The organism is Pseudoalteromonas sp. SG45-5 (assembly GCF_014164085.1).
In the GTDB taxonomy this organism is placed as follows: Bacteria; Pseudomonadota; Gammaproteobacteria; order Enterobacterales; family Alteromonadaceae; genus Pseudoalteromonas; species Pseudoalteromonas aliena.
The window spans coordinates 58,985-82,201 of the sequence record NZ_JACJEM010000014.1 but is presented as its reverse complement, the minus strand read 5'-3'; the positions used below and the strand labels follow the sequence as shown (position 1 = coordinate 82,201).

The 23,217-nt window shown below is 38.6% G+C and carries 21 protein-coding genes and 2 tRNA genes; 12 read left to right on the top strand and 11 right to left on the bottom strand.

The annotated features are described in order from the left end of the window. The first annotated feature begins 231 nt into the window (after window positions 1-231). Entirely contained in the window at window positions 232-1,119 is an 888-nt protein-coding gene (locus H5119_RS06465) for a LysR family transcriptional regulator (protein WP_182701645.1), read from the top strand. A 54-nt stretch (window positions 1,120-1,173) separates the two neighbouring features. Beyond that, on the top strand, window positions 1,174-1,938 hold the full coding sequence (locus H5119_RS06460) for a YdcF family protein (protein WP_182701644.1): 765 nt from the start codon (window positions 1,174-1,176) through the stop codon (window positions 1,936-1,938). A gap of 78 nt (window positions 1,939-2,016) precedes the next feature. On the opposite strand, the gene H5119_RS06455 is transcribed toward H5119_RS06460, so the two are convergent. Continuing rightward, window positions 2,017-2,769, bottom strand: coding sequence for a Nif3-like dinuclear metal center hexameric protein (locus tag H5119_RS06455; protein WP_182701643.1), 753 nt, complete (start codon window positions 2,767-2,769; stop codon window positions 2,017-2,019). A gap of 150 nt (window positions 2,770-2,919) precedes the next feature. Between H5119_RS06455 and H5119_RS06450 the strand changes: the two genes are divergently transcribed. After that, on the top strand, window positions 2,920-3,276 hold the full coding sequence (locus H5119_RS06450) for a hypothetical protein (RefSeq protein ID WP_096792834.1): 357 nt from the start codon (window positions 2,920-2,922) through the stop codon (window positions 3,274-3,276). A 109-nt stretch (window positions 3,277-3,385) separates the two neighbouring features. Here the strand turns inward: H5119_RS06450 and H5119_RS06445 are convergent, their stop codons facing one another. The 5 genes from H5119_RS06445 to H5119_RS06425 form a co-directional block, all read right to left on the bottom strand. Beyond that, a complete protein-coding gene (locus H5119_RS06445) occupies window positions 3,386-6,565 on the bottom strand; it encodes an amidohydrolase family protein (protein ID WP_182701642.1) in 3,180 nt (1,059 codons plus the stop codon). Window positions 6,566-6,669: 104 nt separating this feature from the next. After that, window positions 6,670-7,494 (bottom strand): M90 family metallopeptidase, encoded by an 825-nt coding sequence (locus tag H5119_RS06440; protein WP_182701641.1) that lies wholly within the window; start codon window positions 7,492-7,494, stop codon window positions 6,670-6,672. Between the two features lie 179 nt (window positions 7,495-7,673). Next, complete coding sequence (locus tag H5119_RS06435) at window positions 7,674-8,312, bottom strand: chloramphenicol acetyltransferase (protein ID WP_182701646.1); 639 nt, start codon at window positions 8,310-8,312, stop codon at window positions 7,674-7,676. Between the two features lie 185 nt (window positions 8,313-8,497). Then, a complete protein-coding gene (locus H5119_RS06430; RefSeq protein ID WP_182701640.1) occupies window positions 8,498-9,538 on the bottom strand; it encodes a Glu/Leu/Phe/Val dehydrogenase in 1,041 nt (346 codons plus the stop codon). Window positions 9,539-9,965: 427 nt separating this feature from the next. After that, window positions 9,966-11,492, bottom strand: a complete 1,527-nt coding sequence (locus tag H5119_RS06425) for a fumarate hydratase (protein WP_182701639.1) — start codon at window positions 11,490-11,492, stop codon at window positions 9,966-9,968. 155 nt (window positions 11,493-11,647) lie between these two features. Between H5119_RS06425 and pabB the strand changes: the two genes are divergently transcribed. From pabB to H5119_RS06410, 3 genes are all read left to right on the top strand, one after another. Then, window positions 11,648-13,006, top strand: a complete 1,359-nt coding sequence (gene pabB, locus H5119_RS06420) for an aminodeoxychorismate synthase component I (protein ID WP_182701638.1) — start codon at window positions 11,648-11,650, stop codon at window positions 13,004-13,006. Between the two features lie 6 nt (window positions 13,007-13,012). Then, window positions 13,013-13,588 (top strand): CoA pyrophosphatase, encoded by a 576-nt coding sequence (locus H5119_RS06415; protein WP_182701637.1) that lies wholly within the window; start codon window positions 13,013-13,015, stop codon window positions 13,586-13,588. A gap of 100 nt (window positions 13,589-13,688) precedes the next feature. Beyond that, window positions 13,689-15,065 carry an L-serine ammonia-lyase gene (locus H5119_RS06410; protein WP_077537642.1) on the top strand — a complete coding sequence of 459 codons (1,377 nt, stop codon included), beginning with the start codon at window positions 13,689-13,691 and terminating at the stop codon, window positions 15,063-15,065. 77 nt (window positions 15,066-15,142) lie between these two features. Here the strand turns inward: H5119_RS06410 and cysB are convergent, their stop codons facing one another. Beyond that, window positions 15,143-16,120: an HTH-type transcriptional regulator CysB gene (gene cysB, locus H5119_RS06405; protein ID WP_182701636.1), complete on the bottom strand. Its 978-nt coding sequence runs from the start codon at window positions 16,118-16,120 to the stop codon at window positions 15,143-15,145. A 300-nt stretch (window positions 16,121-16,420) separates the two neighbouring features. On the opposite strand from cysB, the gene H5119_RS06400 reads away from it, so the two are divergent. Continuing rightward, window positions 16,421-17,179 carry a hypothetical protein gene (locus tag H5119_RS06400; protein ID WP_138584044.1) on the top strand — a complete coding sequence of 253 codons (759 nt, stop codon included), beginning with the start codon at window positions 16,421-16,423 and terminating at the stop codon, window positions 17,177-17,179. Window positions 17,180-17,257: 78 nt separating this feature from the next. Here H5119_RS06400 and H5119_RS06395 read toward each other — a convergent pair whose 3' ends face one another. Then, a complete protein-coding gene (locus H5119_RS06395) occupies window positions 17,258-18,550 on the bottom strand; it encodes an NCS2 family permease (protein ID WP_182701635.1) in 1,293 nt (430 codons plus the stop codon). 118 nt (window positions 18,551-18,668) lie between these two features. Between H5119_RS06395 and H5119_RS06390 the strand changes: the two genes are divergently transcribed. From H5119_RS06390 to H5119_RS06380, 3 genes are all read left to right on the top strand, one after another. After that, window positions 18,669-19,133 carry a tetratricopeptide repeat protein gene (locus tag H5119_RS06390; protein ID WP_182701634.1) on the top strand — a complete coding sequence of 155 codons (465 nt, stop codon included), beginning with the start codon at window positions 18,669-18,671 and terminating at the stop codon, window positions 19,131-19,133. A 289-nt stretch (window positions 19,134-19,422) separates the two neighbouring features. Next, entirely contained in the window at window positions 19,423-19,866 is a 444-nt protein-coding gene (locus tag H5119_RS06385; protein WP_138584047.1) for a SulA-like leucine-rich domain-containing protein, read from the top strand. 30 nt (window positions 19,867-19,896) lie between these two features. Beyond that, window positions 19,897-20,376 carry a YchJ family protein gene (locus H5119_RS06380; protein WP_182701633.1) on the top strand — a complete coding sequence of 160 codons (480 nt, stop codon included), beginning with the start codon at window positions 19,897-19,899 and terminating at the stop codon, window positions 20,374-20,376. 469 nt (window positions 20,377-20,845) lie between these two features. Here the strand turns inward: H5119_RS06380 and H5119_RS06375 are convergent, their stop codons facing one another. Together H5119_RS06375 and H5119_RS06370 are read right to left on the bottom strand one after the other, a co-directional pair. After that, window positions 20,846-21,148 (bottom strand): DUF6172 family protein, encoded by a 303-nt coding sequence (locus tag H5119_RS06375; protein WP_002961433.1) that lies wholly within the window; start codon window positions 21,146-21,148, stop codon window positions 20,846-20,848. A 320-nt stretch (window positions 21,149-21,468) separates the two neighbouring features. Beyond that, window positions 21,469-21,996, bottom strand: a complete 528-nt coding sequence (locus H5119_RS06370; protein WP_182701632.1) for a VC2046/SO_2500 family protein — start codon at window positions 21,994-21,996, stop codon at window positions 21,469-21,471. Between the two features lie 112 nt (window positions 21,997-22,108). Between H5119_RS06370 and H5119_RS06365 the strand changes: the two genes are divergently transcribed. Further along, window positions 22,109-22,193 (top strand) — tRNA-Tyr (locus H5119_RS06365). Between the two features lie 49 nt (window positions 22,194-22,242). Next, window positions 22,243-22,327 (top strand) — tRNA-Tyr (locus H5119_RS06360). A gap of 31 nt (window positions 22,328-22,358) precedes the next feature. On the opposite strand, the gene H5119_RS06355 is transcribed toward H5119_RS06360, so the two are convergent. Continuing rightward, on the bottom strand, window positions 22,359-23,045 hold the full coding sequence (locus H5119_RS06355; protein WP_182701631.1) for a M48 family metallopeptidase: 687 nt from the start codon (window positions 23,043-23,045) through the stop codon (window positions 22,359-22,361). Between the last annotated feature and the right edge of the window lie 172 nt (window positions 23,046-23,217).

Here is a 23,217-nt window from a genome sequence, read left to right as displayed (position 1 = left end):
GCAAGCTATTCCATAACAGATATATTTTCAATATCAAACATGAAGTAAACTCATCTACAACTGTTCCAATCAGTTTTTTAATTACGTAAAAAATTAATTTTTTTAATCTTTAATCTATTTATAATAAAAACTCTTTCATTTAGCCATCTAGACGTTGAAACGTATTTTATATAGAGGTAGTATGTAGTTAATCTGAGCTGTATTTACTTTTCCCCATGAGAATTTTTAAAGATGATTGGCATTAAACATTTAAAAACCATTGCAACACTAAAAGAAACCGGTTCCTTGGTTAATACAGCACGAGAACTATTTTTAACACAGTCCGCTTTATCTCATCAAATCAAAGATTTAGAGAACAAGTTGGATTGCCAATTATTTGAGCGTAAAACTCAGCCAGTGCGTTTCACTCCACAAGGCATGCTATTGCTTGAACTTGCTCACGAAATACTGCCTAAGGTAGAAGCAACTAAGTGCCGATTAAAAGAAAGTTTAAACCAGCCGATTTCTCAACTTAGCTTGAGCGTAGAATGCCATGCGTGTTTTCATTGGTTACTACCTACGATTAAAGAATTTAATAACTTTTGGCCTGATATAAAAATTGATTACGAACGCGGCTTTAGTTATGACGCTATTCCTGACTTACTAAATGATGAACTCGACTTAGTTTTGACGTCTGATATACGTGAGCCAGATAAACTCGAATATGCCCATTTATTCGACTTTAAACTCAAACTTATTGTCGCTCCAGATCACGATTTAGCAAAAAAAGCCTATGTCACCGCGCTTGACTTAAAAAACGAAACCATTATTTCATACCCTATTCCACGTGAACGCCAAGATATTTTTAAACACTTCATTCAAAATGCACGGTTTGACGGCACGTTAAAAACGGTGGATCAAGGGCTGCTTATTTTTCAATTAGTGAGTGCTGGGATGGGCGTTGCTGCATTACCTGATTGGTTAGTTACCCCTTATGAAAGCCAAGGCTTAATTAAGTCTATTCCGCTAGGAGCACTTGGGCTTACTCGCCCTATGTATTTAGCGATGAAAAAAGACATGAAAGATAACCCTGTTTATCGTCACTTTTTAAATACGTGTAAGCTAAATAACGGTCGATAATCATCAATATAATAAGTAATATCGCTGTAATTAACCCTACAGCGTTTAACTCTTATGTTTGTTATTAAAAAAATGATTGGTGGCTTACTTATGCCACTACCTCTATTTGGTTTATTTGCGTGCCTGATGCTCCTACTCGCATTTAAAGGCCGCAAATCAGCTCTCTTCTTATCTACTTTAAGCTTAATTGTATTACTTGCATTGAGCACACCCTTTATCGCCAATTTAATTATCCAAAATAATGAACCTGCGTCGCTTGCATTTAATACCCTAAAGCATCCAAAAATAGACAAAATAGTTGTACTAGGTTGCGATATAAACCCAAATCCAGCTTTAAGTGCAAATAATCAACTAGGTAATTGTGCACTAACACGCTTAGTAGAAGGTGTAAAACTTGCCAAGCACTACCCTAATGCAGAGCTTATAGTTTCAGGCGGGGGTTATCAAAATACTACTAATAGCGGGCTTATGTATCAAACAGCGGTGAGTTTAGGAATTAATAAAAGCCGTATATTCCAAAATCCAAAAGCAATGGATACTGGTGAAGAAGCTAAGTTACTGGCATCAAAATTAGTCGACTTTAAAGTTGCACTAGTAACATCTGTACTGCACATGCCCCGTGCCAAAGACTTATTTAATGCTCAAGGCATTAAAGTCATAACCGCAGCCACTGATTACCATAATTTTGCAGCGCTGCCGTGGAGCAAGCAGTTTATTCCAAATGCTCAAGCCTTACTTGTGGTTACGCAATATAGTCACGAAGTAGTAGGAAATACATGGATAAGTTTGCGCCGCTGGATAGATCCAGAGGCGCTGTAACTTATATAGTCCTAACCTGAACTCTGGACAATAAAATCTATTTCAACCAAAGTTCAGGTTAGCTAATAGATAGCCTAGTTAAACTGGGTTATCTATGTCTATAAATGTCACATAAAAACCATGCTCTTGCGCTAATAACTCACCCAAAGCTTTTACACCATAGCGCTCTGTTGCATGATGCCCTGCTGCAAAAAAATCAATATTTTGCTCACGAGAGCTATGAATTGTTTGCTCCGATGCCTCACCAGTTAAATACGCATCAATACCTTGCTCTGCAGCTAAATCAATATACCCTTGTCCACCACCGGTGCACAGCGCTATTGATTCAATCTTAGCAGCGCGTACTAAACTGGTAAGCGGTGTGCGATTCAGCACTTTTGCAATTTTGTCTGCAAATTCTTCACCACTTAATGGCGTTTTTAAATGCCCCTTCATCGCCACGCTATTTACAACAGATTCAAGTCCACCTTCTATTTCAATATCGAGTAACTTTGCAAGTTGCGCGTTATTACCTATTTCAGGGTGAACATCAAGAGGCAGATGATAAGCGAATAAATTAATATCGTTTGCTAATAATGCGCCTATACGGCGTTTTTTCATACCTGTAATTGGTTGAGATTCTCCTTTCCAGAAATAGCCGTGATGGACCAAAATAGCATCTGCTTTTTGAGCTATTGCTGCATCAATTAATGCCTGGCTTGCCGTTACACCGGTTACAATTTTTTTTATCTCGTTTTTACCTTCAACTTGCAAACCATTTGGGCAAAAATCTTTAATTGTATGAGGTTTCAAAATGTCGTTTAATAGTTGGTTAAATTCTCGACGTTGCATATAACTTACCTTACTAAGCACTGAATTTTGTGCAAATTTTGGCGTTTATGGCGTAAAAATGAAAGGAAAATCGCAAAAAATTGAAAAACTGATTCAAAATAGGTATAAATACGTCTTCTTTATCTGTGTTCACAACGTATAGGGTCTCTGATGAGCAAACTAGACAAAACAGAAGTGTTATCTGCCTTTGAAGCAGCGTACGAAGCTGCCAATGGTAAAAAACCTGAAATAACAACTAAACCTGGCTGGTACAGCATTGATGGCGGTAAAAATTTACGCCTAGCTGATTTAGTAGAGCTGACTGAAGAATTAAGCTCTGGTAAAACAACACCAAAAGCGCCTGCTAAAAAAACTAAAACCAAAGCGGCTGCGCCTGTAAAAGCACAGAAAAAAGCCCCATTCACTGTTGTTACCGAAAATGAAGAAGGTTACACAGCGGAAGAGCTTTGGATTGTAATTTTAGCTCGTAAAGATCATGATTGTCGCTTACCGCGCGGTGTTGTTTAATCAACATTTATGATTTTTAAAAGAAACCGCGCTAAGCGGTTTTTTTATGCCTGCTATTTTCAAAGCTAAAAAAAGCGGCTAATAGCCGCTTTAAAAAGTTCAAAATAAATTATAACTTTTCGAAGTAAAGTGGTTCGCGTTCTTTTTTGCCCACTTCACTCATTGTCTCTGCATTGAATAATCGACCATTGATCATGGTGTAATCTACTTTATCCGAATCTCGAATATTTTTGAGCGGATCGCCATCTATAACCATTAAATCTGCCAGTTTGCCCACTTCAAGCGAGCCTACGTTTTTATCAAGCCCTAAATACTTAGCCGGATCGAGTGTTGATGCACGTATAGCCTCAAGCGGTGTCATTCCGCCTTGTGCAAACATCCACATCTCCCAGTGTGCACCTAAGCCTTCACGCTGACCGTGAGCACCTAAGTTAACTAATACACCTAGGTCTTGCAGCTCAGCAGCAACGCGTGCGTTATTAAAGTGATTATAGTGATGATCGGGCGCTTTAATGCGGCGCATAGAGCGTGGTAATAATTGATTTTTTGGCACAAATTTACTTAAACGCGGATGATTCCACACATCAGTTTTATCATACCAGTAATTTTCACCCCAAATGCCACCATAAGCCACTACAAGTGTTGGTGTGTAACCTACATCACTTTGCGACCATAACTGCTTTATATCGTCATATATGTGCTCTACAGGGATTGAATGCTCAATACCTGTGTGTCCATCTACAATCATACTTAAGTTATGTTGTAATAATGAGCCACCTTCAGGGACAACCATCATTTCAAGCATCCGGCCTGCTTCAATAACTTGTTGGCGCTGCTCACGGCGAGGCTGGTTATACGATTTAACACTAAACGCCCCTACTTTTTTAAGGCGCTCTAAATGAAATTTAGCATCGTCTAACGAGTCAATATGCGACGTATAACCTGGCATATTTGCGCCATATAAAATAGTACCGGTTGAGAAAATACGCGGGCCAACAATCATGCCTGCCTTTTGCATTTCGCTTGCGGTAAATATTTCTGAGGTATCGTTTGATGGATCGTGAATTGTAGTTACACCCAGCGCTAAACCAGCAAAGTTTTTCCAGTTTTGCTCAGGTATAATTTCGTCACTTGCTTGCGAGCCATGTGCATGAGCATCAACAATACCAGGCATAATAGTTTTACCTGTTACATCAATAACCTCAGCACCTTTAGGGATGCTTATCTCGCTGGCTGTACCAATTGCTTTAATATGCTTGCCATCAGTGATAATTACACCATTTTCAATAACCTTTTCGCCGTCCATCGTTATAATTTTTGCACCAGTGAGCGCAATCATGCCTTTAGGCTCTGCCATTTTTTTACTGAAACCGATATTATCGCCACTTTTCACTTTAAAGTCGGCATCTTCGGCTTTGTTAATGGCAAACATCCCCTCAAGGCTTGCATGATAAAGCTCAGGCCCTAATGTCCAATAAAGTTTGTTGCTCTTAGCACTCCAGCTAATGTTTTCACCAGCACGTACCGATAACTGCTCTATTGGAAATTGACTGTCTTTAGGCCCAATATTAATTGTTTTACCACTTTGTACAAACGGGGTTACAAATACTTTAAATCGCTCTGCAAACGCTAAATATTTGCCATCTGGTGATACTCTAAATTCTGTCGCATGCTCTGACTCGTATAGTTTGCTAACTTTTTTACTTTCAAGCTCTACTACACTTAACGTTGGTTTTGGCCAAGGACTCATAATGAAAACACGATCGTTTGCATCTCCAAATTGTGGTTGATAACCACTTTTTGAAATAAGCTCACTTTTACCGCCTTTAGCGCTTACGCTATAAACCCCCGGATTAAGTGACCACTTAGGGTTTAAAATACTGCCGCCAGTGGCTTTACGATAAACAACCGTTTTACCATCTGGGCTAAACGTAGGCTCTACATATTTCCCGGGCTCTTTAGTAATTGTATCGCCACGACCACTACGCGCAGAAACCACTCTTACAGACCCTTGTTTGTTATCATCCCATGTGGTGTAAACTATTTTTTTACCATCGCGAGAGTACTGTGGAAATAATTCGTAATGATCAGTTTGCTTTGTTAAGCGCTTAATTTTACCCGACTCTAAATCACGTTTATAAATATGCCCAAGCGCTTCAAAAATTGCAGTTTCGCCATCTGGGCTTACTTGCACATTACGCAGCATTTTTACATCAAACTCATCAGTATCTAAGTTTTGTGTAAAGCGCACCGCTTTTTGGATTTTTTTAGTCGTTTGCACTTTAAAAGGAATGGTTTTAACAGATTTGTCTGCAACATCTAGCTTGTGAATTGTGCCACCAGCCCAAAATACCAGTTCTTCATTATCGGGTGTCCATGCAATGGTTGGGTATACACCATGAATAGCCCAGGTTTCTTGCATATCTCGCTCAAGCTTATCGTAAAGCTTAGTGTGCTCACCGCTGGTTAAGTCATATAAATAAAGACTAGTTTGAAAATCATCACGCTTTATATACGCCAGTTTTTTACCATCAGGTGACGGTGTAGGCCTAATGGCACCGCCCATCGTATCGATTATGGTTTCAATTTCACCCGTTTCACGGTCGTAGCGCTTAATTTTATAAATGCCCGCTACAGAATCCTTTGAATAATGAAAGGTTTTACCGGGTGTTGCATCATGCGAGAAGTATACATAACGACCATCAGGTGAAAACATTGGCTCACCTAAATCTTTTTGATCGTTCTCGCGTTTTGTAAGCTGCACACCCTTGCCACCCGCTTTATGATACAACCACACTTCACCTGCACCTAATGAGCGGCTAGCTGTAAAGTGTTTACGCGCAACTAAGTAGTCGCCATCAGGACTCCATGCAGGGCTATTTAGTAATCTAAAGGTTTCATCGGTAACAGCGTGTTGATTTTCGCCATTTAAGTCCATTATCCAAATGTTATCGCCACCACCTTGGTCGGAGGTAAACGCAATACTTTTGCCGTTAGGACTAAAGCGTGGTTGCATTTGCCATGCAATATCAGAGGTGAGCTTTGTAGCTGTACCACCACTCATTGGCATAGTATAAATATCGCCAAGTAAGTCAAATACTACCGTTTTACCATCTGGGCTTACATCAATATTCATCCAAGTGCCTTGCTCAACGTTAATTGCAGCGTCAACAAATTGCCCCTTAGGTGAATCTACGTGCCATTTTTGTTCGTCTTTTTCGGCGGCATTCACTTGCCCTATCGCTAATGACACCGACAATGCCAATACTGTATGAAGCATTTTTTTCATGCGTTTCTCGCTTGTTTTTGTTGCTGTAAAACTATTTTACACAATTGCAACAAAAACAAGCACAACTTGCCAGTGTTATATGATAAAGCGCGGTTTATATAAGTTTAATGCCAAACTATAGGGTCAAATTGATAGTAATTAACGAGCATACTATAAATTTCAGGATCGTATCGGCGCAGCTCTGCGGGTTTTTCGAGGAAGGTTTCGGTGATAACAGCAAAAAATTCGGCTTCATTAGTTGCACCATAGCTGTGAATAACGTGTGGCATGCTATAAGCAACATGACTTTTCAACTGCGTAAACGCGCGGCTAAATACTCGGCCCCACTCTTTGTAATCTGCTGAGCTTTTTAAAAGTGGCGTGCCTGTTGTTTTTCCTGTTTCTTGATCGAGTTGATGCGCAAATTCATGAAAAACTAAATTATGTCCATCACTTGGCAAGCGGTTACCTTCAAGCACGTCATGCCAACTGAGTACTAGTGTGCCGCCAGGCCAAGACTCACCAAGCCTTACTGCATTATGGTAACTCACAAGCCCTGCACTATCGCGTGTTGATTGCGGGGCGTAATAAGCACTTGGGTATAATAAAATTTCTTTTACATTTTTATATAACGGCCAAGGTTTATTAAGCACTAATACACACGCATCGGCGGCAACAATTAACTTCATTGCAGACGTTAGCTTTAAGCCATCACAACCGACAAAGCGTTTTTCGTTTAAAAACCACGTTATGTGTCGCTCTAATTTTTCTCTGTCGGCGTCGGTCATTTTTTTATAGATGGGCATGCAACGCAGTAAAATATCTTTTTGCTGCGAATTTAAAGCAAAGTCTTTATATTTACTGCGCCATAATCGGTTTTGAATTGATGGCCAACGCCAGAAAATCACCACAAAAAGAATTAAAACAACAATTAACAGTCCATTTATCATGGGGATTTCCTGAGCTAAGGTATGCTATATAAATATGTCCAGCACACGTGCTTTTCAAGGATATAAGGTTATGTATTTGAATATAAAGTAATTCGAATTGTGTGACCTATAAACTACTTATAAACTACTTATAAATTACTTACTACTTTGCACTACCGTTAAAATGGTGACTTTTAAGATTAACCTTTGCAAAAGGTGTCAAATGTATCCTGCAATGTGTTTATAAATTTCGCTACGTGCAAACCATCCATTAATGAGTGGTGTACATCGATAGCTAAAGGCATTGTGCCGGTGTGTTTATCAAACTGACCAAATACAAATTTAGGAATGCCTAAACTCTCCCCTTCACTAAATGCATGCGAAAACGCACTAAAATTCAGCCACGGCAAAACAGATATATGAATTAAATCAGCTTGCCCTTCTGTTTGAGCAAATGCATCAGAAAATAACGGCTGTTGTTTCGCTTTTTTGCTTACGTCACTTGCATGATTTGCAAACTCTTTAAAATCGCTTGCGCTATTAAAATAACTAAAAACAAATGTATCGTTTTCAGACAGCTCAACCACACTTGCGCGAACACTGTTAAGTAGCCATGGCTTACTATCTATTATACGTAGCATTATTGAATCGTACTCATGGCACGCTTTTAATGTGCAATATACATACGCTTGAAAAAAAGAAAATTGATTGGTTTTGCAATAGTCGTAAAGTGCTTGAGCATCTAAACGCACACACACATTAAAATAAGGCTGAGAAAAGTGTTTAAATAATTCAAAGTGTTGCTTTCTAGGCCAATTATCTAAATCGATAGGCTGCATAAGAGAAGTTGAGGAAGTCATAATTTGCCGCACAAAATTAAAAATAAAGTGTACCGCCGTTCAATAATAATTGCATTAGGATCTGTTGATCTTTCAAGGTTAAATCCGCAAAGATCAACACCCCTTAACTTACAGATAAACAAAAGGTGTGCAATTGCACACCTTTATTGCATTTTAGCTTAAATTTATAGACCGTTTTTAATGATCTCTTGCGCTAATTCGTCAGCAATTAAATGCGTTGATTTTTGCTCTTTTTCGCTACGGGCAAAGATTTCAGTTAACGTATTAAAAATACCTTTAACATGCTTATTTGAAGCATCGCTGCTGTAGCCTTCTGGCGCTGTTTCGTAATAAACATTAATAATACCACCCGCGTTAATTACGTAATCTGGTGCATATAAAATGCCTTTTTCACGAATAACTTCACCGTGGTGAGACTCTGCCAGCTGATTATTAGCACAACCTGCAATGATAGTCGCTTTTAAACGCGGTATCGTTAAATCGTTAACAGTGGCACCTAATGCACACGGTGCATAAACATCAACATCTAAGTCGTAAATTTCATCAATGCCAACCGCAGTCGCGCCAAAATCATTAACTACGCGATCAATTGCAGCTTGGTTAATGTCAGTTACAAACAACTCAGCGCCTGCATCATGTAAATGTTTACATAAACCATAAGCAACAGCACCTAAACCTTGCACAGCCACTTTCACGCCTGCAAAATTTTGATGACCACGTTGATGCTGTAGCGCTGCTTTAATTCCTAAAAACGTACCGTATGCTGTAAATGGCGATGGGTTACCGCTTTTACCTTCAAGACCCAATACGTAATTAGTTTCTTTATTCATCAAAGCTACATCAGCACATGTGATGTTTACATCTTCTGCTGAATAATAACTGCCATTTAATCGCTCTAACTGGCGACCGAATGCACGAAATAACTGCTCAGATTTAATTTCTTTCGCATTACCTATAATTACAGATTTACCGCCACCAAATGGTAAGCGCGCAACTGCATTTTTATAAGTCATGCCTTTTGATAAACGTAGCACGTCGTAAACAGCATCTTCGTCGTTCGTATAATCCCACATTCTACATCCGCCAACTGCAGGACCTAGGTTGGTATTATGTACAGCAATAATTGCTTTTAAACCCGACTCTTCATCAGAACAAAAAACCACTTGTTCATGGTTATCAAATTCAACTCGATTAAACACAGCCACTTAAAATACTCCGAAATAGTTAACCCGTGAGAGGGTATGCGCGCTGGAAATTGCCGAGACTTTATCACTTCATATTCGTGTTCGCTACATTGACTGAAGATAAAACCAATGAAAAAACGCTATTGAATTAAATAATCAAATTTAAACTTTTAAGTAGATAAAAAATCCATAAAATAGCGATTAGTAAGTCTTAAAAACTACAGGTTAAAGTAATTACATAGTTCACGTTTACGTGAACGTAAAATCATCATTGTGTGTAAAGTTTAGTATACAAGTGCTACTAACCCGCCACATACTGCTCCCTATAGGTTTTCAGTAAAAAGTGAGTTTTCCCGCAAACTGGTCAGAGCTGTAGGCTTGATAACAACCCTATTTGAAAAAACAAAAAAGCGAGCACTCGGCTCGCTTTTCTAATGCATAACTTGCGTTATTTTAACTTACTATCAAGCTCTTCAATTTTAGCTTTCCAGATTGCAGGGCCTTGCGTGTGCGCATTAGCGCCTTCACTGTCTACTGCAACAGTCACTGGCATATCTTCTACTTCAAATTCATAAATAGCTTCCATACCTAAATCTTCAAAAGCAACTACGCGTGCTTTTTTAATCGCTTTAGATACTAAGTAAGCTGCGCCGCCTACAGCCATCAAATAAACAGATTTATGCTCTTTAATAGATTCAACCGTAGCTGGTCCACGTTCAGCTTTACCAATCATGCCTACAATGCCTGTTTTTTCTAGCATCATATCGGTAAATTTATCCATACGAGTTGCCGTTGTAGGGCCAGCAGGACCTACTGCTTCATCGCGCACCGCATCAACAGGACCAACGTAATAAATAAATTTATTATCAAAGTCTACGCCCTCAGGTAAACCTTCACCTGAATTGATCATATCTTGCAGACGTTTATGCGCTGCATCACGGCCTGTTAAAATAGTGCCTGAAAGTAAAACGGTTTCGCCCATTTTCCATTCTTGAACATCTTTTTTAGTCAATGTATTTAAATCAACACGACGTGTGCCTTCGCCTACTTCAAATGTTACTTGTGGCCAATCTTCCAGCTTAGGTGCTTTTAAATTAGCAGGGCCAGAACCGTCAAGCGTAAAATGTACATGGCGAGTTGCCGCACAATTTGGGATCATTACTACAGGTTTTGAAGCTGCATGCGTTGGTGCTGTTTTAATTTTAACATCAACAACCGTTGTTAAACCGCCTAAGCCTTGTGCGCCAATACCTAATTTATTAGCACGATCAAAAATTTCTAAACGCAATTTTTCTTCAGTTGTTTCTGCACCGCGCTCTATTAAATCGTGAATATCAACTGGGTCCATTAACGACTCTTTAGCCATTACTGCCGCTTTTTCAGCCGTACCACCAATACCTATTCCTAGCATGCCAGGTGGACACCAACCTGCGCCCATTGTTGGTAGTGTTTTTTCTACCCATGCAGCAACATCATCTGACGGGTTTAGCATAACCATTTTACTTTTGTTTTCAGAGCCGCCGCCTTTAGCCGCAACCATGACTTCCACTTTACCACCCGCTACTAAATCAATATGCACAACCGAAGGCGTATTATCTTTCGTGTTTTTACGCGTACCAGCAGGGTCTGCAACAATAGATGCACGTAAAGGGTTATCTGGATTCAAATATGCACGACGAGTACCTTCATCAACCATTTGTTGAACGGTTAAATCTGTTTTATCCCACTTAACATCCATACCTACTTTAACAAAACAGGTAATAATACCGGTATCTTGGCAAAGTGGACGCTTGCCTTCGGCCGACATGCGTGAGTTAATTAAAATTTGTGCAATGGCGTCTTTAGCCGCTTTACTTTGTTCTTTGTTATACGCTTTTTCGAGTGCTTGAACAAAATCAAGTGGGTGATAGAACGAAATATATTGTAATGCATCTTCAATGCTATCAATAAAATCTTGCTGACAAATTGTACTCATAGTGGTTCCTTAAGTTACCGTTACGCGTTGTCGCGTAATCTAAATCAAACCGGTGACGGTGGTTTGCACTGTTTTTTGCAGCTTAGTGCTGCCAAAAAATTTGACTTATGATACCCTCCCAGCCCGTTTCGAGCCAGTTCTTAAAGGGGCAGTAAATGCTAAACAATAAAAAAAATTGTATTAAATTAGGCATAACACAAAACTGCATTGACGTTTTTGCGCATTTTTCACATTTGCCTTACGCAATTTTATTAGATTCTGCAAATAGTAATCATATAAACAGCCGTTTTGATATTATTGCCATTGAGCCGCAAAGTACCCTTGAAGTAAGAAATAATAAAAGCTTTTTAAATAATATAGAAAGTAGTGATAACGGCTTTGAAATTATGAATAATGAGCTTTCACGCCTTGATAAAACAAAAGCCGATTACAATTTACCCTTTAACGGCGGCTGGCTTGGTTACTTTAGCTACGATCTGGGGCGTACAATTGAAAACATGCCTACAATTGCTATTGAAGATATTAATCTTCCGCAAATGGCTATTGGTCTTTACTTAGATGCCCTTATTTACGACAAGCAGCAACAAAGCTGGTTTTATGTATCGCAGCCAAATACCGATCGATTAGCGCTTTATCAGCAATATTTAAATACACACGTTAAATCCCAAGTTAATACGCAGTGCTTTGCCCTAAACAGCGACTGGCAATCAAATATGAGCAAAACGGAATACGCTGCAAAATTTGCCCAAATTGAGGAGTATTTAAAAAGTGGCGATTGTTACCAAATTAATTTAGCGCAGCGCTTCAACGCTCAGTTTGAAGGCTCCCCTTTGGCAGCTTACATTAAACTACGTGAAGCAAATAAAGCGCCATTTTCGAGCTTTATAAATCACCCTCAAGGGGCAATTTTATCAATTTCCCCTGAGCGCTTTATATCAGTAAATAATAACGTTGTAGAAACAAAGCCTATTAAAGGCACACTGCCGCGAAAAGCGGATTCGCTGGAGGATCAACGCCAAGCCCAAATACTCGCAGCATCAGCTAAAGATCGCGCTGAAAATGTAATGATTGTTGATTTACTGCGTAACGACTTAGGCAAAGTGGCAAAACCTGGCAGCGTTCACGTCCCTTCTCTTTTTGCTATTGAAAGCTTTCCGGCAGTGCATCATTTAGTAAGCACGGTAACCTCTGAACTTGATGAAGGTAAAACAGCCGTCGATCAGCTAAAAGCGGCTTTTCCGGGTGGCTCAATCACCGGTGCGCCCAAAATTAGAGCGATGGAAATAATTGAAGAGCTAGAACCACATCGCCGCAGCATTTATTGTGGCTCAATTGGTTATTTAAGTGCGTGTGGAAATATGGATACGAGTATCACTATTCGCACCTTGGTGTGCCACAAAGCGCAAATTTACTGCTGGGCCGGTGGCGGAATAGTCGCTGATTCTAAAGTCGAATTGGAATATCAAGAAACTTACGATAAAGTGAATAAAATTCTTCCCTTATTAAAACAGTAGGTTGCTTTGAATAGTGAACACATTATGGCGCGGTTTCTGTTAAGCCCTACAGCTGCGCCAAACCAGTTAAAAGATACGCGTAAAAAACGCGCGAGCGCCGTGATGCTGCCAATTATTGATGTAGATAATCATGCGCATATTTTATTGTGTAAACGTCCTACTTATTTACACCATCACCCAGGGGAGATTTGTTTGCCCGGCGGCAAGTTTGAAGTAAGCGACATTACTCTTCGCACCACGGCACTGCGCGAACTAAAAGAAGAACTAAATATTGCCCAAAACAACGTTAATATATTAGGCCACTTACCTGAGTATTCAACCTTAACGGGTTTTAGTATTAGCCCCTATGTAGGTTTACTAGATAAAAGTACCACGTGGGAAAATGACTATAACGAAGTGCAAGCGAGCTTTTTACTGTCTATTACTGAGCTAAATAACGAAGCTAACTGGCAACCCCTGCCTTTTCAACGATTTGGAAAAACTGTAATATTGCAAGGATTTAAAACACCGCATGGATTACTCTGGGGTGCTACCGCAAGTATTATAAAAAACTTTACAAAACAACTCGCCCTACCAGTTTAAATCTTTGTTATTAGTAGTTACACAGTCACAATTCCACGTTATCATACTCGACCGTTCAAAGAGCAGCTTAGTGCTGAGAAACAAAGTAGAGACACACATTATGATCAGTGCATTTGATATGTTTAGCATCGGTATTGGCCCTTCGTCATCGCATACCGTTGGCCCAATGCGCGCATCACGCTTATTTGTTAATGAACTCCAAGAAAAGCAATTATTAGCAAATGTTACCGATATTAAAGTAGAGCTTTATGGCTCACTAGGTCAAACAGGCGTAGGCCATGGCTCAGGTAAAGCTGTAATACTTGGCCTGGCTGGTTACGATCCTGAAACAATAGATGCCGATTTAGTCGATGATATTTTAGCAACTATTGAAAAAGATCAGGTTATTTATTTAAACCAAACACACAAAGCAAAGTTTCCAAAACAAGGCGCAATTGTTTTTCATCGTCGTAAAACACTGCCTAAGCATTCTAATGCAATGGAAATTATCGCCTCAAACAACGGCGAAAAAATTTACAGCAAAGTATATTACTCTATTGGCGGTGGCTTCATTGTTACTGACGAAGAGTTTGAAAACGAAAAACAAGCAGCCCTCGATATTAGAGAAGAAAACCCCGCCCCATTTCCATTTGGTAGTGCAAAAGAGTTACTAGAAATGTGTAAAGAGTCAGGGTTGAGTGTTTCAAGCTTGATGATGAAAAACGAAAAAACACTGCGCACTGAAGACGAAGTAAAAGACACGCTGTTTCATATCTGGCAAGTAATGATGGCCTGTATCGACCGTGGTATGCGTACCGAAGGTATTTTACCCGGTGGCTTAAAAGTAAAGCGTCGTGCGCCAAGCTTATACTTAAAACTAAATATAGAAGTCAGTAACGATCCACTGCGTGCAATGGACTGGGTTGATTTATTTGCCCTTGCCGTAAACGAAGAAAATGCGGCTGGTGGTCGTGTAGTAACCGCCCCAACCAACGGTGCTGCGGGTATTTTACCCGCTGTACTTATGTACTATCACACGTTTGTAAAAGAAGTAGATCGCGATATCGCCACGCGTTATTTGTTAACGGCTGCTGCTATTGGTATTTTATATAAAAAGAATGCCTCTATTTCGGGTGCCGAAGTAGGTTGCCAAGGTGAAGTTGGTGTTGCGTGTTCAATGGCAGCCGGTGCATTAACTGAAATTGTTGGCGGCAATGTAGTGCAAGTAGAAAACGCAGCCGAAATTGGTATGGAACATAATTTAGGCCTAACGTGCGACCCTGTTGGTGGCTTAGTACAAGTGCCGTGTATTGAACGTAATGCAATGGGCGCGATTAAAGCAATTAATGCCTCACGTTTAGCTATTCGTGGCAGTGGCGAGCAAAAGGTATCACTTGATAAAGTGATTAAAACCATGCTTGAAACCGGCAACGATATGAAAACAAAGTACAAAGAAACCGCTCGCGGTGGATTGGCCGTTAACATTATCGAATGTTGATCTGCTCTCTATAAAAAGAAAAAAGCCGACTACTTTAAAATAGGCGGCTTTTTTATTATTCGTTTAATGTAGTGACATTATTTAACAGGTAACTCTATATCTGCAAATAACTTATCTACGTCATCTTGGTTGCGTAATAAACTTGCTCGCTCTACTCGCTCTTTAGTTAAGTGCGGGGCAAAACGTTCTATAAAATCATACATGTAAGTACGCAAAAAACTGCCCTTTCTAAAGCCAATTTTGGTTGTACTTGCTTCAAATAAGTGGCTTGCATCAATACACACTAAATCGGTATCGCTCACTTGATCTATCGCCATAGAGGCAACAACACCTACGCCTAACCCTAAACGTACATACGTTTTTATAACGTCAGCATCGGTTGCGGTAAATACAATATGTGGTTCGAGCCCGTGTGCACTAAATGCTTTATCTAGCTCTGAGCGCCCCGTAAAACCAAATACATACGTTATAAGTGGATATTGAGCAATATCAGCCACAGTTAAACTATTTGCTTTTTTAGCTAATGGATGATCTTTAGCGACAACAATACTGCGGTTCCAATGGTAGCAAGGCAACATAACTAAATCTGAATACAAATGCAGTGCTTCTGTTGCAATAGCAAAGTCGGCATCACCGCGTGCTGCTGCATCCGATATTTGTTGCGGTGTACCTTGGTGCATATGCAGTGATACTGCAGGGTATTTTTTCATAAACCCTTGAATAACATTCGGAAGCGCATAACGCGCTTGGGTATGAGTCGTAGCAATATTTAACTTACCCTGATCTGGTAGCGTATGTTCATTTGCGACTGCTTTTATGCCTTCGACCTTCGATAGTATTTCACGTGATATATGAATAATTTCTTTACCCGGACTCGTTACATGCGTTAAATGTTTACCGCTGCGACCAAATATTTGTACTCCCAACTCATCCTCTAGCATTCGTACTTGTTTAGAAATGCCGGGCTGTGAGGTAAATAAGCTCTCAGCAGTGGCTGAAACATTTAGTTTATGATTTTGTACTTCTACTATGTATCTGAGTTGTTGTAATTTCATGGCTGCATATTTTAACGTTGTTATTCATATTATATATAAAGGCAATAGATGTTATGTCCAAGCGTTATTCTACTTTAATCGTAGTTTTAGGCCAGTGTGTTTGCATTTATACGTCTGGAGCTCAAGGCTAGCACAATAAATATACTTCAGATAGCAATGATTATTCCGATTTATCTTATAATTGCGTAGACTTTCAATACATTATTAGTCTATTTTTAAGTTAATCATTGTAAAACTACCCCGTTACCATATATTTAATGTAAGATTAATTAATTAGCTTATGAATCCGAGAATTACAACATGATCGTTTCTATTATAATAGTGCTTATAGTTGCACTGATTGTGATTGCGCTTTGGGTTAATGCCGTTCAGCAACACAAAGAAAAGCAAGAAGGCAAACGTCGCAAAGAGCTTACAAAACAAAAAGCGATAATAGAAGAAACCGAAGAAGCATTAATGAACAATGCTAATATTCCGTTATCGGAACACATTATAAGAGTATTGCAACGACGTATTTATGAAGCACTTAATACCATGGTTATTAACTCGCCGGGCTCTAAAGCACTAAAAAGCCGTTTAACCGAAGCAAAAGAACACCTATCAAGCAATATTCAAGGTAATAATAGTGATGCACTATCTATTCCTAGTAACGATAAACAGCTTGTTGGCCTTATTCAAGGTATTAAAAAACTACGTGCAATTTTACGATCAGAGCATGCTAAGGGTAGAGTTGATAGCCAAGTTTTTTCAGGAGAAGACAAACGTCTTGAAAGGCTTCAGCTTAGAATAAACATAGAAAGTCAAATTAAACGTGGCGTATCTGCACAAGCAGCGAGCATGGTTGGCTCTGCAAGGCAATACTTTGAAAAAGCCTATGCAACATTAAACTCAGTTTCATTCGCTGATGAGTATGTAACAGCAAAGCTTCAAGAGGTTGAGGGTTATTTAGAGGCAATAAGTGTTGAGCTTAGAGCTTCGAACGCCACGGCACTTAAAAAGAAAAATGAGCAAGAGCAAGACGATTTAGATGTATTATTTGCCCCTAAAAAGAAATGGTAAACATTTATCTTTTTTAGTTAAGCCCATACAATTGTATGGGCTTTTTTCTGGTCAGTTGTTAATATTCATCAGCATCTATCACGATAAAAACGCAAACTTAACAACAAATAACACAGTTAAAATCCAGACACTAATTGATACTTCATCTCGCTTGCCACACAGCACTTTAACTGCAGTATACGATATAAAACCCAGTGCAATACCATGTGCAATAGAAAAAGTTAATGGCGTCATTAATAATACAACAGTCACCGGAATAGCATCGGTCATGTCATCCCAATTTACAAATTTCAGATTTTGCAGCATTAATACAGACACATATAAAATGGCTCCAGCCGTTGCGTAAATAGGCACCATTTGCGCAAGTGGCGCAAAAAACATCATTAGTAAAAAGCAAATACCAACAACAACAGCCGTCAAGCCTGTTCGCCCACCTACAGATACACCTGCAACCGACTCGATATAAGATGTTGTTGTTGAAGTACCCAACATTGCACCTGCAATTGTGGCAGTGCTGTCTGCACTCAATGCTCGTCCTAAGCGAGGCATATTGCCCTTTTCATCAACCAATCCCGCTTTTTGTGTTACAGCAACTAATGTCCCTGAAGTATCAAATAAATCAACAAACAAGAATGCAAAAATAACACTGAGCATTGAAAGCTCAAATGCCGCACCAAAATCAAGCTGCATAAAGGTAGGTAAAATAGAAGGCGGCATAGCAACCACACCATGATATTCAACAAGCCCTAAACCTAGTGCTATAACAGTCACCAATAAAATGCTAATTAAAACACCACTTTTAAAATCGCGATATAAAAGTGCGGCAATAATAAAGAAGCTAAAAATAGCTAACAATGGGCCCGCTGATGTTATATCGCCTAGCTGGACTAAAGTAGCTGGACTCGCGATGATGATCCCTGCATTTTTAAGCGCAATTAGCGCTAAAAATGCACCAATACCTGTTGCAATAGCCTGTTTTAAAACTAAGGGAATCGCATTAATGATCCACTCTCGAACTTTAAATAAGCTTAAAAATAGAAATATACAGCCCGACATAAACACAGCACCTAATGCGGCTTGCCACGTGTACCCCATTCCCAACACAACACCGTAAGTAAAAAAGGCATTCAATCCCATACCAGGCGCAAGTGCTAATGGATAATTAGCCCATAAGCCCATAATAAAACAACCAATAGCAGCAGCAATACATGTAGCGACAAAGGCTGCTCCTTGATCCATTCCTGCTTCAGCTAACATTGCAGGATTCACAAACACGATATAAACCATGGTGATAAATGTAGTTACCCCAGCGATACACTCACGGCGAACCGAGGAACCATTTTCATTAATTTTAAATAAGGCTTCGAGCATAATAAACTTATGATAATAAAAAGTGACGAGATTTTATCATAAAAATAATTTTTTACAGGACATTTTACCTTGCGGTATACTAAACTATTGAAGTAGCTAAAATAACAAAAAGACGAATATGATAAATACAACACCAACAGGCCAGAATTTAGAGCAACAATTAGACAATATATTGTCTTTTGTAACGCAACCTAATGATGCTAATTTAGCGCCAAATAATGAGGATCGCCCGCAAAGCTCTCTTAATAAGGCACTTTATTATTTAAAAAATGACCAACATCCACTTGCCGCAAAATGGATGCGTTTGGCTGCTATGTCGGGAGATCACCGAGCACAATTTTATTTGGGACTGTTTTTTGTTAAAGGGCAAGGCGTACCGCAAAGTGTTTTTCATGCTGCAGCATGGCTAAGCTTATCAAGTAGTCAAGGTCATAAACCTGCGACGGCGGCTTTAGCCGATCTACGTAAACATATTGAAACCAAACGCTTTAAAGATGCACAATGTTATGCTGCTAGTTTGTATGAGCAAATTCACCAGTTGCAGTTTTCTCATTTGATCTCTCATACTTCCCCTACAGAATAATCATCTACGTATTTTATTCATAAAACACCTGTATAAAGTCACCGTAAAAACGCTGCAATCACCTGCTAGCTAAGTCATAGTAGCAATAGCACTCTATAATTAAAATTTAAGCTAGAAGTGGTATGAAATATAAAAATATTAATTATCAAGGACCTACTTAAAAATCAAATCTAATTGAATATTTAAAAAAGAATAACTGTACAAATAAATAGCAAATAATACTTGCGCAAAAGCACTGTATAAACTACTGTATATAAATACTGTATATAAACCCAGTGAGATAACTAAAATGTTACAGCCTATTACAATTAGAACAGTTAAAAGCTACCAGCAAGACGATAAAAGTGATTGTGTTAATTTAATTCAAATTGAAGATGAGATATCTGCGACATTTGAGTTATTAAAGGTCCTACATCAGTACAATAATCTAAACGCTTGGACATTATTAATCGCACCGGATAACGTGCCTAGTAAAGCATTACTTGATTCATGCTCTATTGATACAAGTAAATTACTTGTTATTAGACAAAAGCACCTAGTCAATTTAGAGTATGTATTAAATTCGGCGTTACATAACGGTAATTTTTCAGCAGTAATTACATGGACAGACATAGTAAATAACCAATTACTTAATAGCTTATCTTTAGATCTGAGTAAAACACGAACAAAACTTTACTGTTTTACAAAAAATATTCAAATTACAAAGATACCCCATAGCCAACAAGCTTGTTAAACTAACGCTTTTATACTGTGTAGAACAACTATGAACTCACTGAACTCTATAAGCTGTTTATGTGGCAGTCAGCAAGAATATGCAGACTGCTGCGAACCTCTTCATTTAGCAAAACAACAAGCTCAGACTCCTGAACAACTAATGCGTTCGCGTTATACGGCTTATGTACTTAAAAATGCAAAATATGTTTACCAAACCTATGCAAGTGAAAAGCAAGCTGAAAATCCTGTTAAAGAAATCAACGATTTTGCTAACAGCTGTCGATTTATAAATCTTGATGTCATTAGCTCACACCATGATGAAGATAAAGGTGAAGTAGAATTTAAAGCTCAGTACTTTTACCAAAGTCTGTTTTGTGAACTTCACGAAAAATCGCAGTTCATTAAAGAAAATGCTCAATGGCGTTATTTAGATGGCACTATATTTCCAGTTACGGATATTAAGGTGGGTAGAAATGATGATTGTCCATGTGGTAGTAATAAGAAATACAAAAAATGCCACAGTGTGTAATATATAATTTTATTTAACCCCTTTACATAAGTAAGGATTGTTGATTGTAGGCAGTCCTTTATTGATATAAATACACTTAAGCCCTCCTCTACTCTTGTAGCTACCTTATTCATGTTTATGTTAATTATTGCGGTGTGTAGTTAGCGCTTAAACGCTACATTTACCAGCGCACCAAACTTGCTTATACCGATTCGCTTAATTAAGTGATCTATTTTGAGGGAAGGAAATCGTGTCGATAACAAGGCAAAAATTTTGTTCTTTAGTTGTTCTATATCAGGAATTTTTAACGATGTTAGCGTCAGATTTAATCCCTCAAATTGATTAAGTATTATTGCGGATTGGTATTATTTAAACATGCCTCCTCTGTTTTAGTTAACAACCGATAAACGCTCCACACTTAATATTTATAGCGTAAAACAAAAAATGAGCCACTTGGGCCCATTTTATAATTTCGAATACTGATTAAATATTATTCGTCATCATCTAAGTCTAACTGTTGACGCTGAGCTGGTCGTGCTAAAATCTCTACATAGAAAGAAGTCAGACCTTGCTTTTCAATTTCACCAATTTGGTTACTTAATTCAGCTACGTGTACAACTTGCGCATCTTCAGCTGTGTTACCAAACTTACAGTCAAATGCCCAATAATCTGCATCTTCAGGTAGTGTTTTATTGCGCTCTCGTTTCAAATATTTTTTCACTTCATGCTTTGCAGCATCAACCATACGAGGGTATTTGATTTTCTCGTGATTCAGCGTGAATGTTTTCTTCATTACGTTCCTAATTACCTTGGTTTAATGATAGCGGCATTTCATGTCATACCATTTGCGATCATTATAGCAATTGCAATTAACTTTTGGATGCTTTTTTTGCACTAAATCAATTATTAGCCAATATCATTAAATTAATCAGTAATAGTGATGCGAAAACACAAAAAACAACATATAGGGTTACTCGATATGCCTAATTTTTAAAGCTGTAAGAAGGTAAATCAATCAGTAAGCAAGAGTTAATTTCCTAGGTTAAATTATAATGTGCTTTTGTCCCTGAATCACATAAATAACACGCTTGCTGCTCCCTATTAGATATTTTCTCAAGCAGTAACTAAGTGTAAAGGCTCATGTAAAGCATCGTTATTAAGGTGATCGTAAAAAGCAGCGGCGTCCATCGCTGGATTAGAAAGTTGCGTTTCTGTGTTTTTTATACGTCTACGCACAGCAAGCTCGCAATTATCAATGATATTCAACGGAATATGCGTTACATCATCTCTTATAAAGAGGGGCTCTGGATTCAAACAATGATTCAATTTAATATCGTTCATTCCAGAGCGTTCTCCAGCACTGATCAGTAGTGAAGCGTTGTGTTGACCAATCAACATATCAAATTTATCTGGCGCTAAAAGTTGCTTAGGACCAACACCCAATTGTTTGCGAAGCGCATCATCGGTAATAATTGCGTCTTCGAGTTCTGTTTTCGGTAAGTGAAATTGGCTAAAATCAAGTGCGTCATGCGATAACATTGCGAGCAAAAGAGAAAACTCTCCTCTTCGCTGTTCGTGCACACTTTTATTAAGCCGTGTGCTTAATTGGTTCTCAGTGATCAACAAACCATCGATTTGCATAGTCTTTAGCCGATTGTTGTAGGTTATAGATATTTATCGGCTTTTTTTCATTTTTCTTTAGTTTTTTTCTTTACTTAAATACATATTTTGCTATTATCAGCGCCGTTGCATTGGAGGGGTTCCCGAGCGGCCAAAGGGATCAGACTGTAAATCTGACGGCTCAGCCTTCGCTGGTTCGAATCCAGCTCCCTCCACCACTTTTCTTACCGCTAAGTTAAGTGGGGCCAAATGTAACAAAATTAGTGTGGAGGGGTTCCCGAGCGGCCAAAGGGATCAGACTGTAAATCTGACGGCTCAGCCTTCGCTGGTTCGAATCCAGCTCCCTCCACCACTTTTAATTTCCCCCTAGTAATCAGTAAAATCTAAAATACCCACTGTAAGCCCATTCCATTAATTTTTAACCATTGTGATGCTGATTTATAATCAGGGTAAAATTTTTCAACTCGCTGCCAAAATGCTTTACTGTGGTTTAAATGACGCAGATGTGCTAACTCATGAACTATTACATAATCAATTATGTGCTGTGGCGCACCAATAAGGTGTAGATTAAAGGTCAAATTACGTTTGCTGTTACAACTCCCCCACTTTCTTTTATAAATCGCAATACTCAAATTGCGTGGTAAAGCCTCGTTCATTTGTGTACAAAAATACGTAAGTCGCATTTCTATATAAGCTGTTAGCTGCTCTTTTAAATACTCTTCTAATAATTTTTGATACTTTAATTGTTGATGTTTAACACGTTTAGATACCGTAATTAACAAGCCTGCTAACTGTGGTTTTACACCAGAGCAGTGACCTTGCTCAAACTGCACATTTACTTGCTCAGAATAAATACATATTTTTTTAGTTTCAAAGGGATATTGCTTGCAGTCAACAACAGTGAGTTGCTTAAGCAATTGCGCATCAACCCACGTCTTTTTTTCTAAAAGCCAGCTATCAATTTGCTTTTTTGCAATATAGCTAGGTGCATATACAGTTACCTGTTGGTTATGAACTTTAATCGCAACGGTTTTTCTTCGTGCGCTTTTTTTTAGCTGATATTCAAACACTTCAATTTCTCAAATATAAATATTATTTACCCATCTAGGTAATATATTAGCATCATCTTAATTAAAAAAATTAGCTTTATTAGTTAAAGTACTCTCGTATTCAGTCGTTATGAAATAGTGCTTTATTAACTGCAGTAAATTAACTGTTTATTAATTGCTTAATTATATTAAA

What these genes read in the sequence shown, in the direction of transcription:
- H5119_RS06440 (WP_182701641.1), bottom strand. Translation starts at nt 7,494, where the DNA reads ATGATAAATGGACTGTTAATTGTTGTTTTAATTCTTTTTGTGGTGATT.
- H5119_RS06460 (WP_182701644.1), top strand. Translation starts at nt 1,174, where the DNA reads ATGTTTGTTATTAAAAAAATGATTGGTGGCTTACTTATGCCACTACCT.
- H5119_RS06425 (WP_182701639.1), bottom strand. Translation starts at nt 11,492, where the DNA reads ATGAGTACAATTTGTCAGCAAGATTTTATTGATAGCATTGAAGATGCA.
- H5119_RS06465 (WP_182701645.1), top strand. Translation starts at nt 232, where the DNA reads ATGATTGGCATTAAACATTTAAAAACCATTGCAACACTAAAAGAAACC.
- H5119_RS06380 (WP_182701633.1), top strand. Translation starts at nt 19,897, where the DNA reads ATGAACTCACTGAACTCTATAAGCTGTTTATGTGGCAGTCAGCAAGAA.
- H5119_RS06390 (WP_182701634.1), top strand. Translation starts at nt 18,669, where the DNA reads ATGATAAATACAACACCAACAGGCCAGAATTTAGAGCAACAATTAGAC.
- H5119_RS06455 (WP_182701643.1), bottom strand. Translation starts at nt 2,769, where the DNA reads ATGCAACGTCGAGAATTTAACCAACTATTAAACGACATTTTGAAACCT.
- H5119_RS06395 (WP_182701635.1), bottom strand. Translation starts at nt 18,550, where the DNA reads ATGCTCGAAGCCTTATTTAAAATTAATGAAAATGGTTCCTCGGTTCGC.
- cysB (WP_182701636.1), bottom strand. Translation starts at nt 16,120, where the DNA reads ATGAAATTACAACAACTCAGATACATAGTAGAAGTACAAAATCATAAA.
- H5119_RS06375 (WP_002961433.1), bottom strand. Translation starts at nt 21,148, where the DNA reads ATGAAGAAAACATTCACGCTGAATCACGAGAAAATCAAATACCCTCGT.
- H5119_RS06400 (WP_138584044.1), top strand. Translation starts at nt 16,421, where the DNA reads ATGATCGTTTCTATTATAATAGTGCTTATAGTTGCACTGATTGTGATT.
- H5119_RS06435 (WP_182701646.1), bottom strand. Translation starts at nt 8,312, where the DNA reads ATGCAGCCTATCGATTTAGATAATTGGCCTAGAAAGCAACACTTTGAA.
- H5119_RS06370 (WP_182701632.1), bottom strand. Translation starts at nt 21,996, where the DNA reads ATGCAAATCGATGGTTTGTTGATCACTGAGAACCAATTAAGCACACGG.
- H5119_RS06410 (WP_077537642.1), top strand. Translation starts at nt 13,689, where the DNA reads ATGATCAGTGCATTTGATATGTTTAGCATCGGTATTGGCCCTTCGTCA.
- H5119_RS06445 (WP_182701642.1), bottom strand. Translation starts at nt 6,565, where the DNA reads ATGAAAAAAATGCTTCATACAGTATTGGCATTGTCGGTGTCATTAGCG.
- pabB (WP_182701638.1), top strand. Translation starts at nt 11,648, where the DNA reads ATGCTAAACAATAAAAAAAATTGTATTAAATTAGGCATAACACAAAAC.
- H5119_RS06450 (WP_096792834.1), top strand. Translation starts at nt 2,920, where the DNA reads ATGAGCAAACTAGACAAAACAGAAGTGTTATCTGCCTTTGAAGCAGCG.
- H5119_RS06385 (WP_138584047.1), top strand. Translation starts at nt 19,423, where the DNA reads ATGTTACAGCCTATTACAATTAGAACAGTTAAAAGCTACCAGCAAGAC.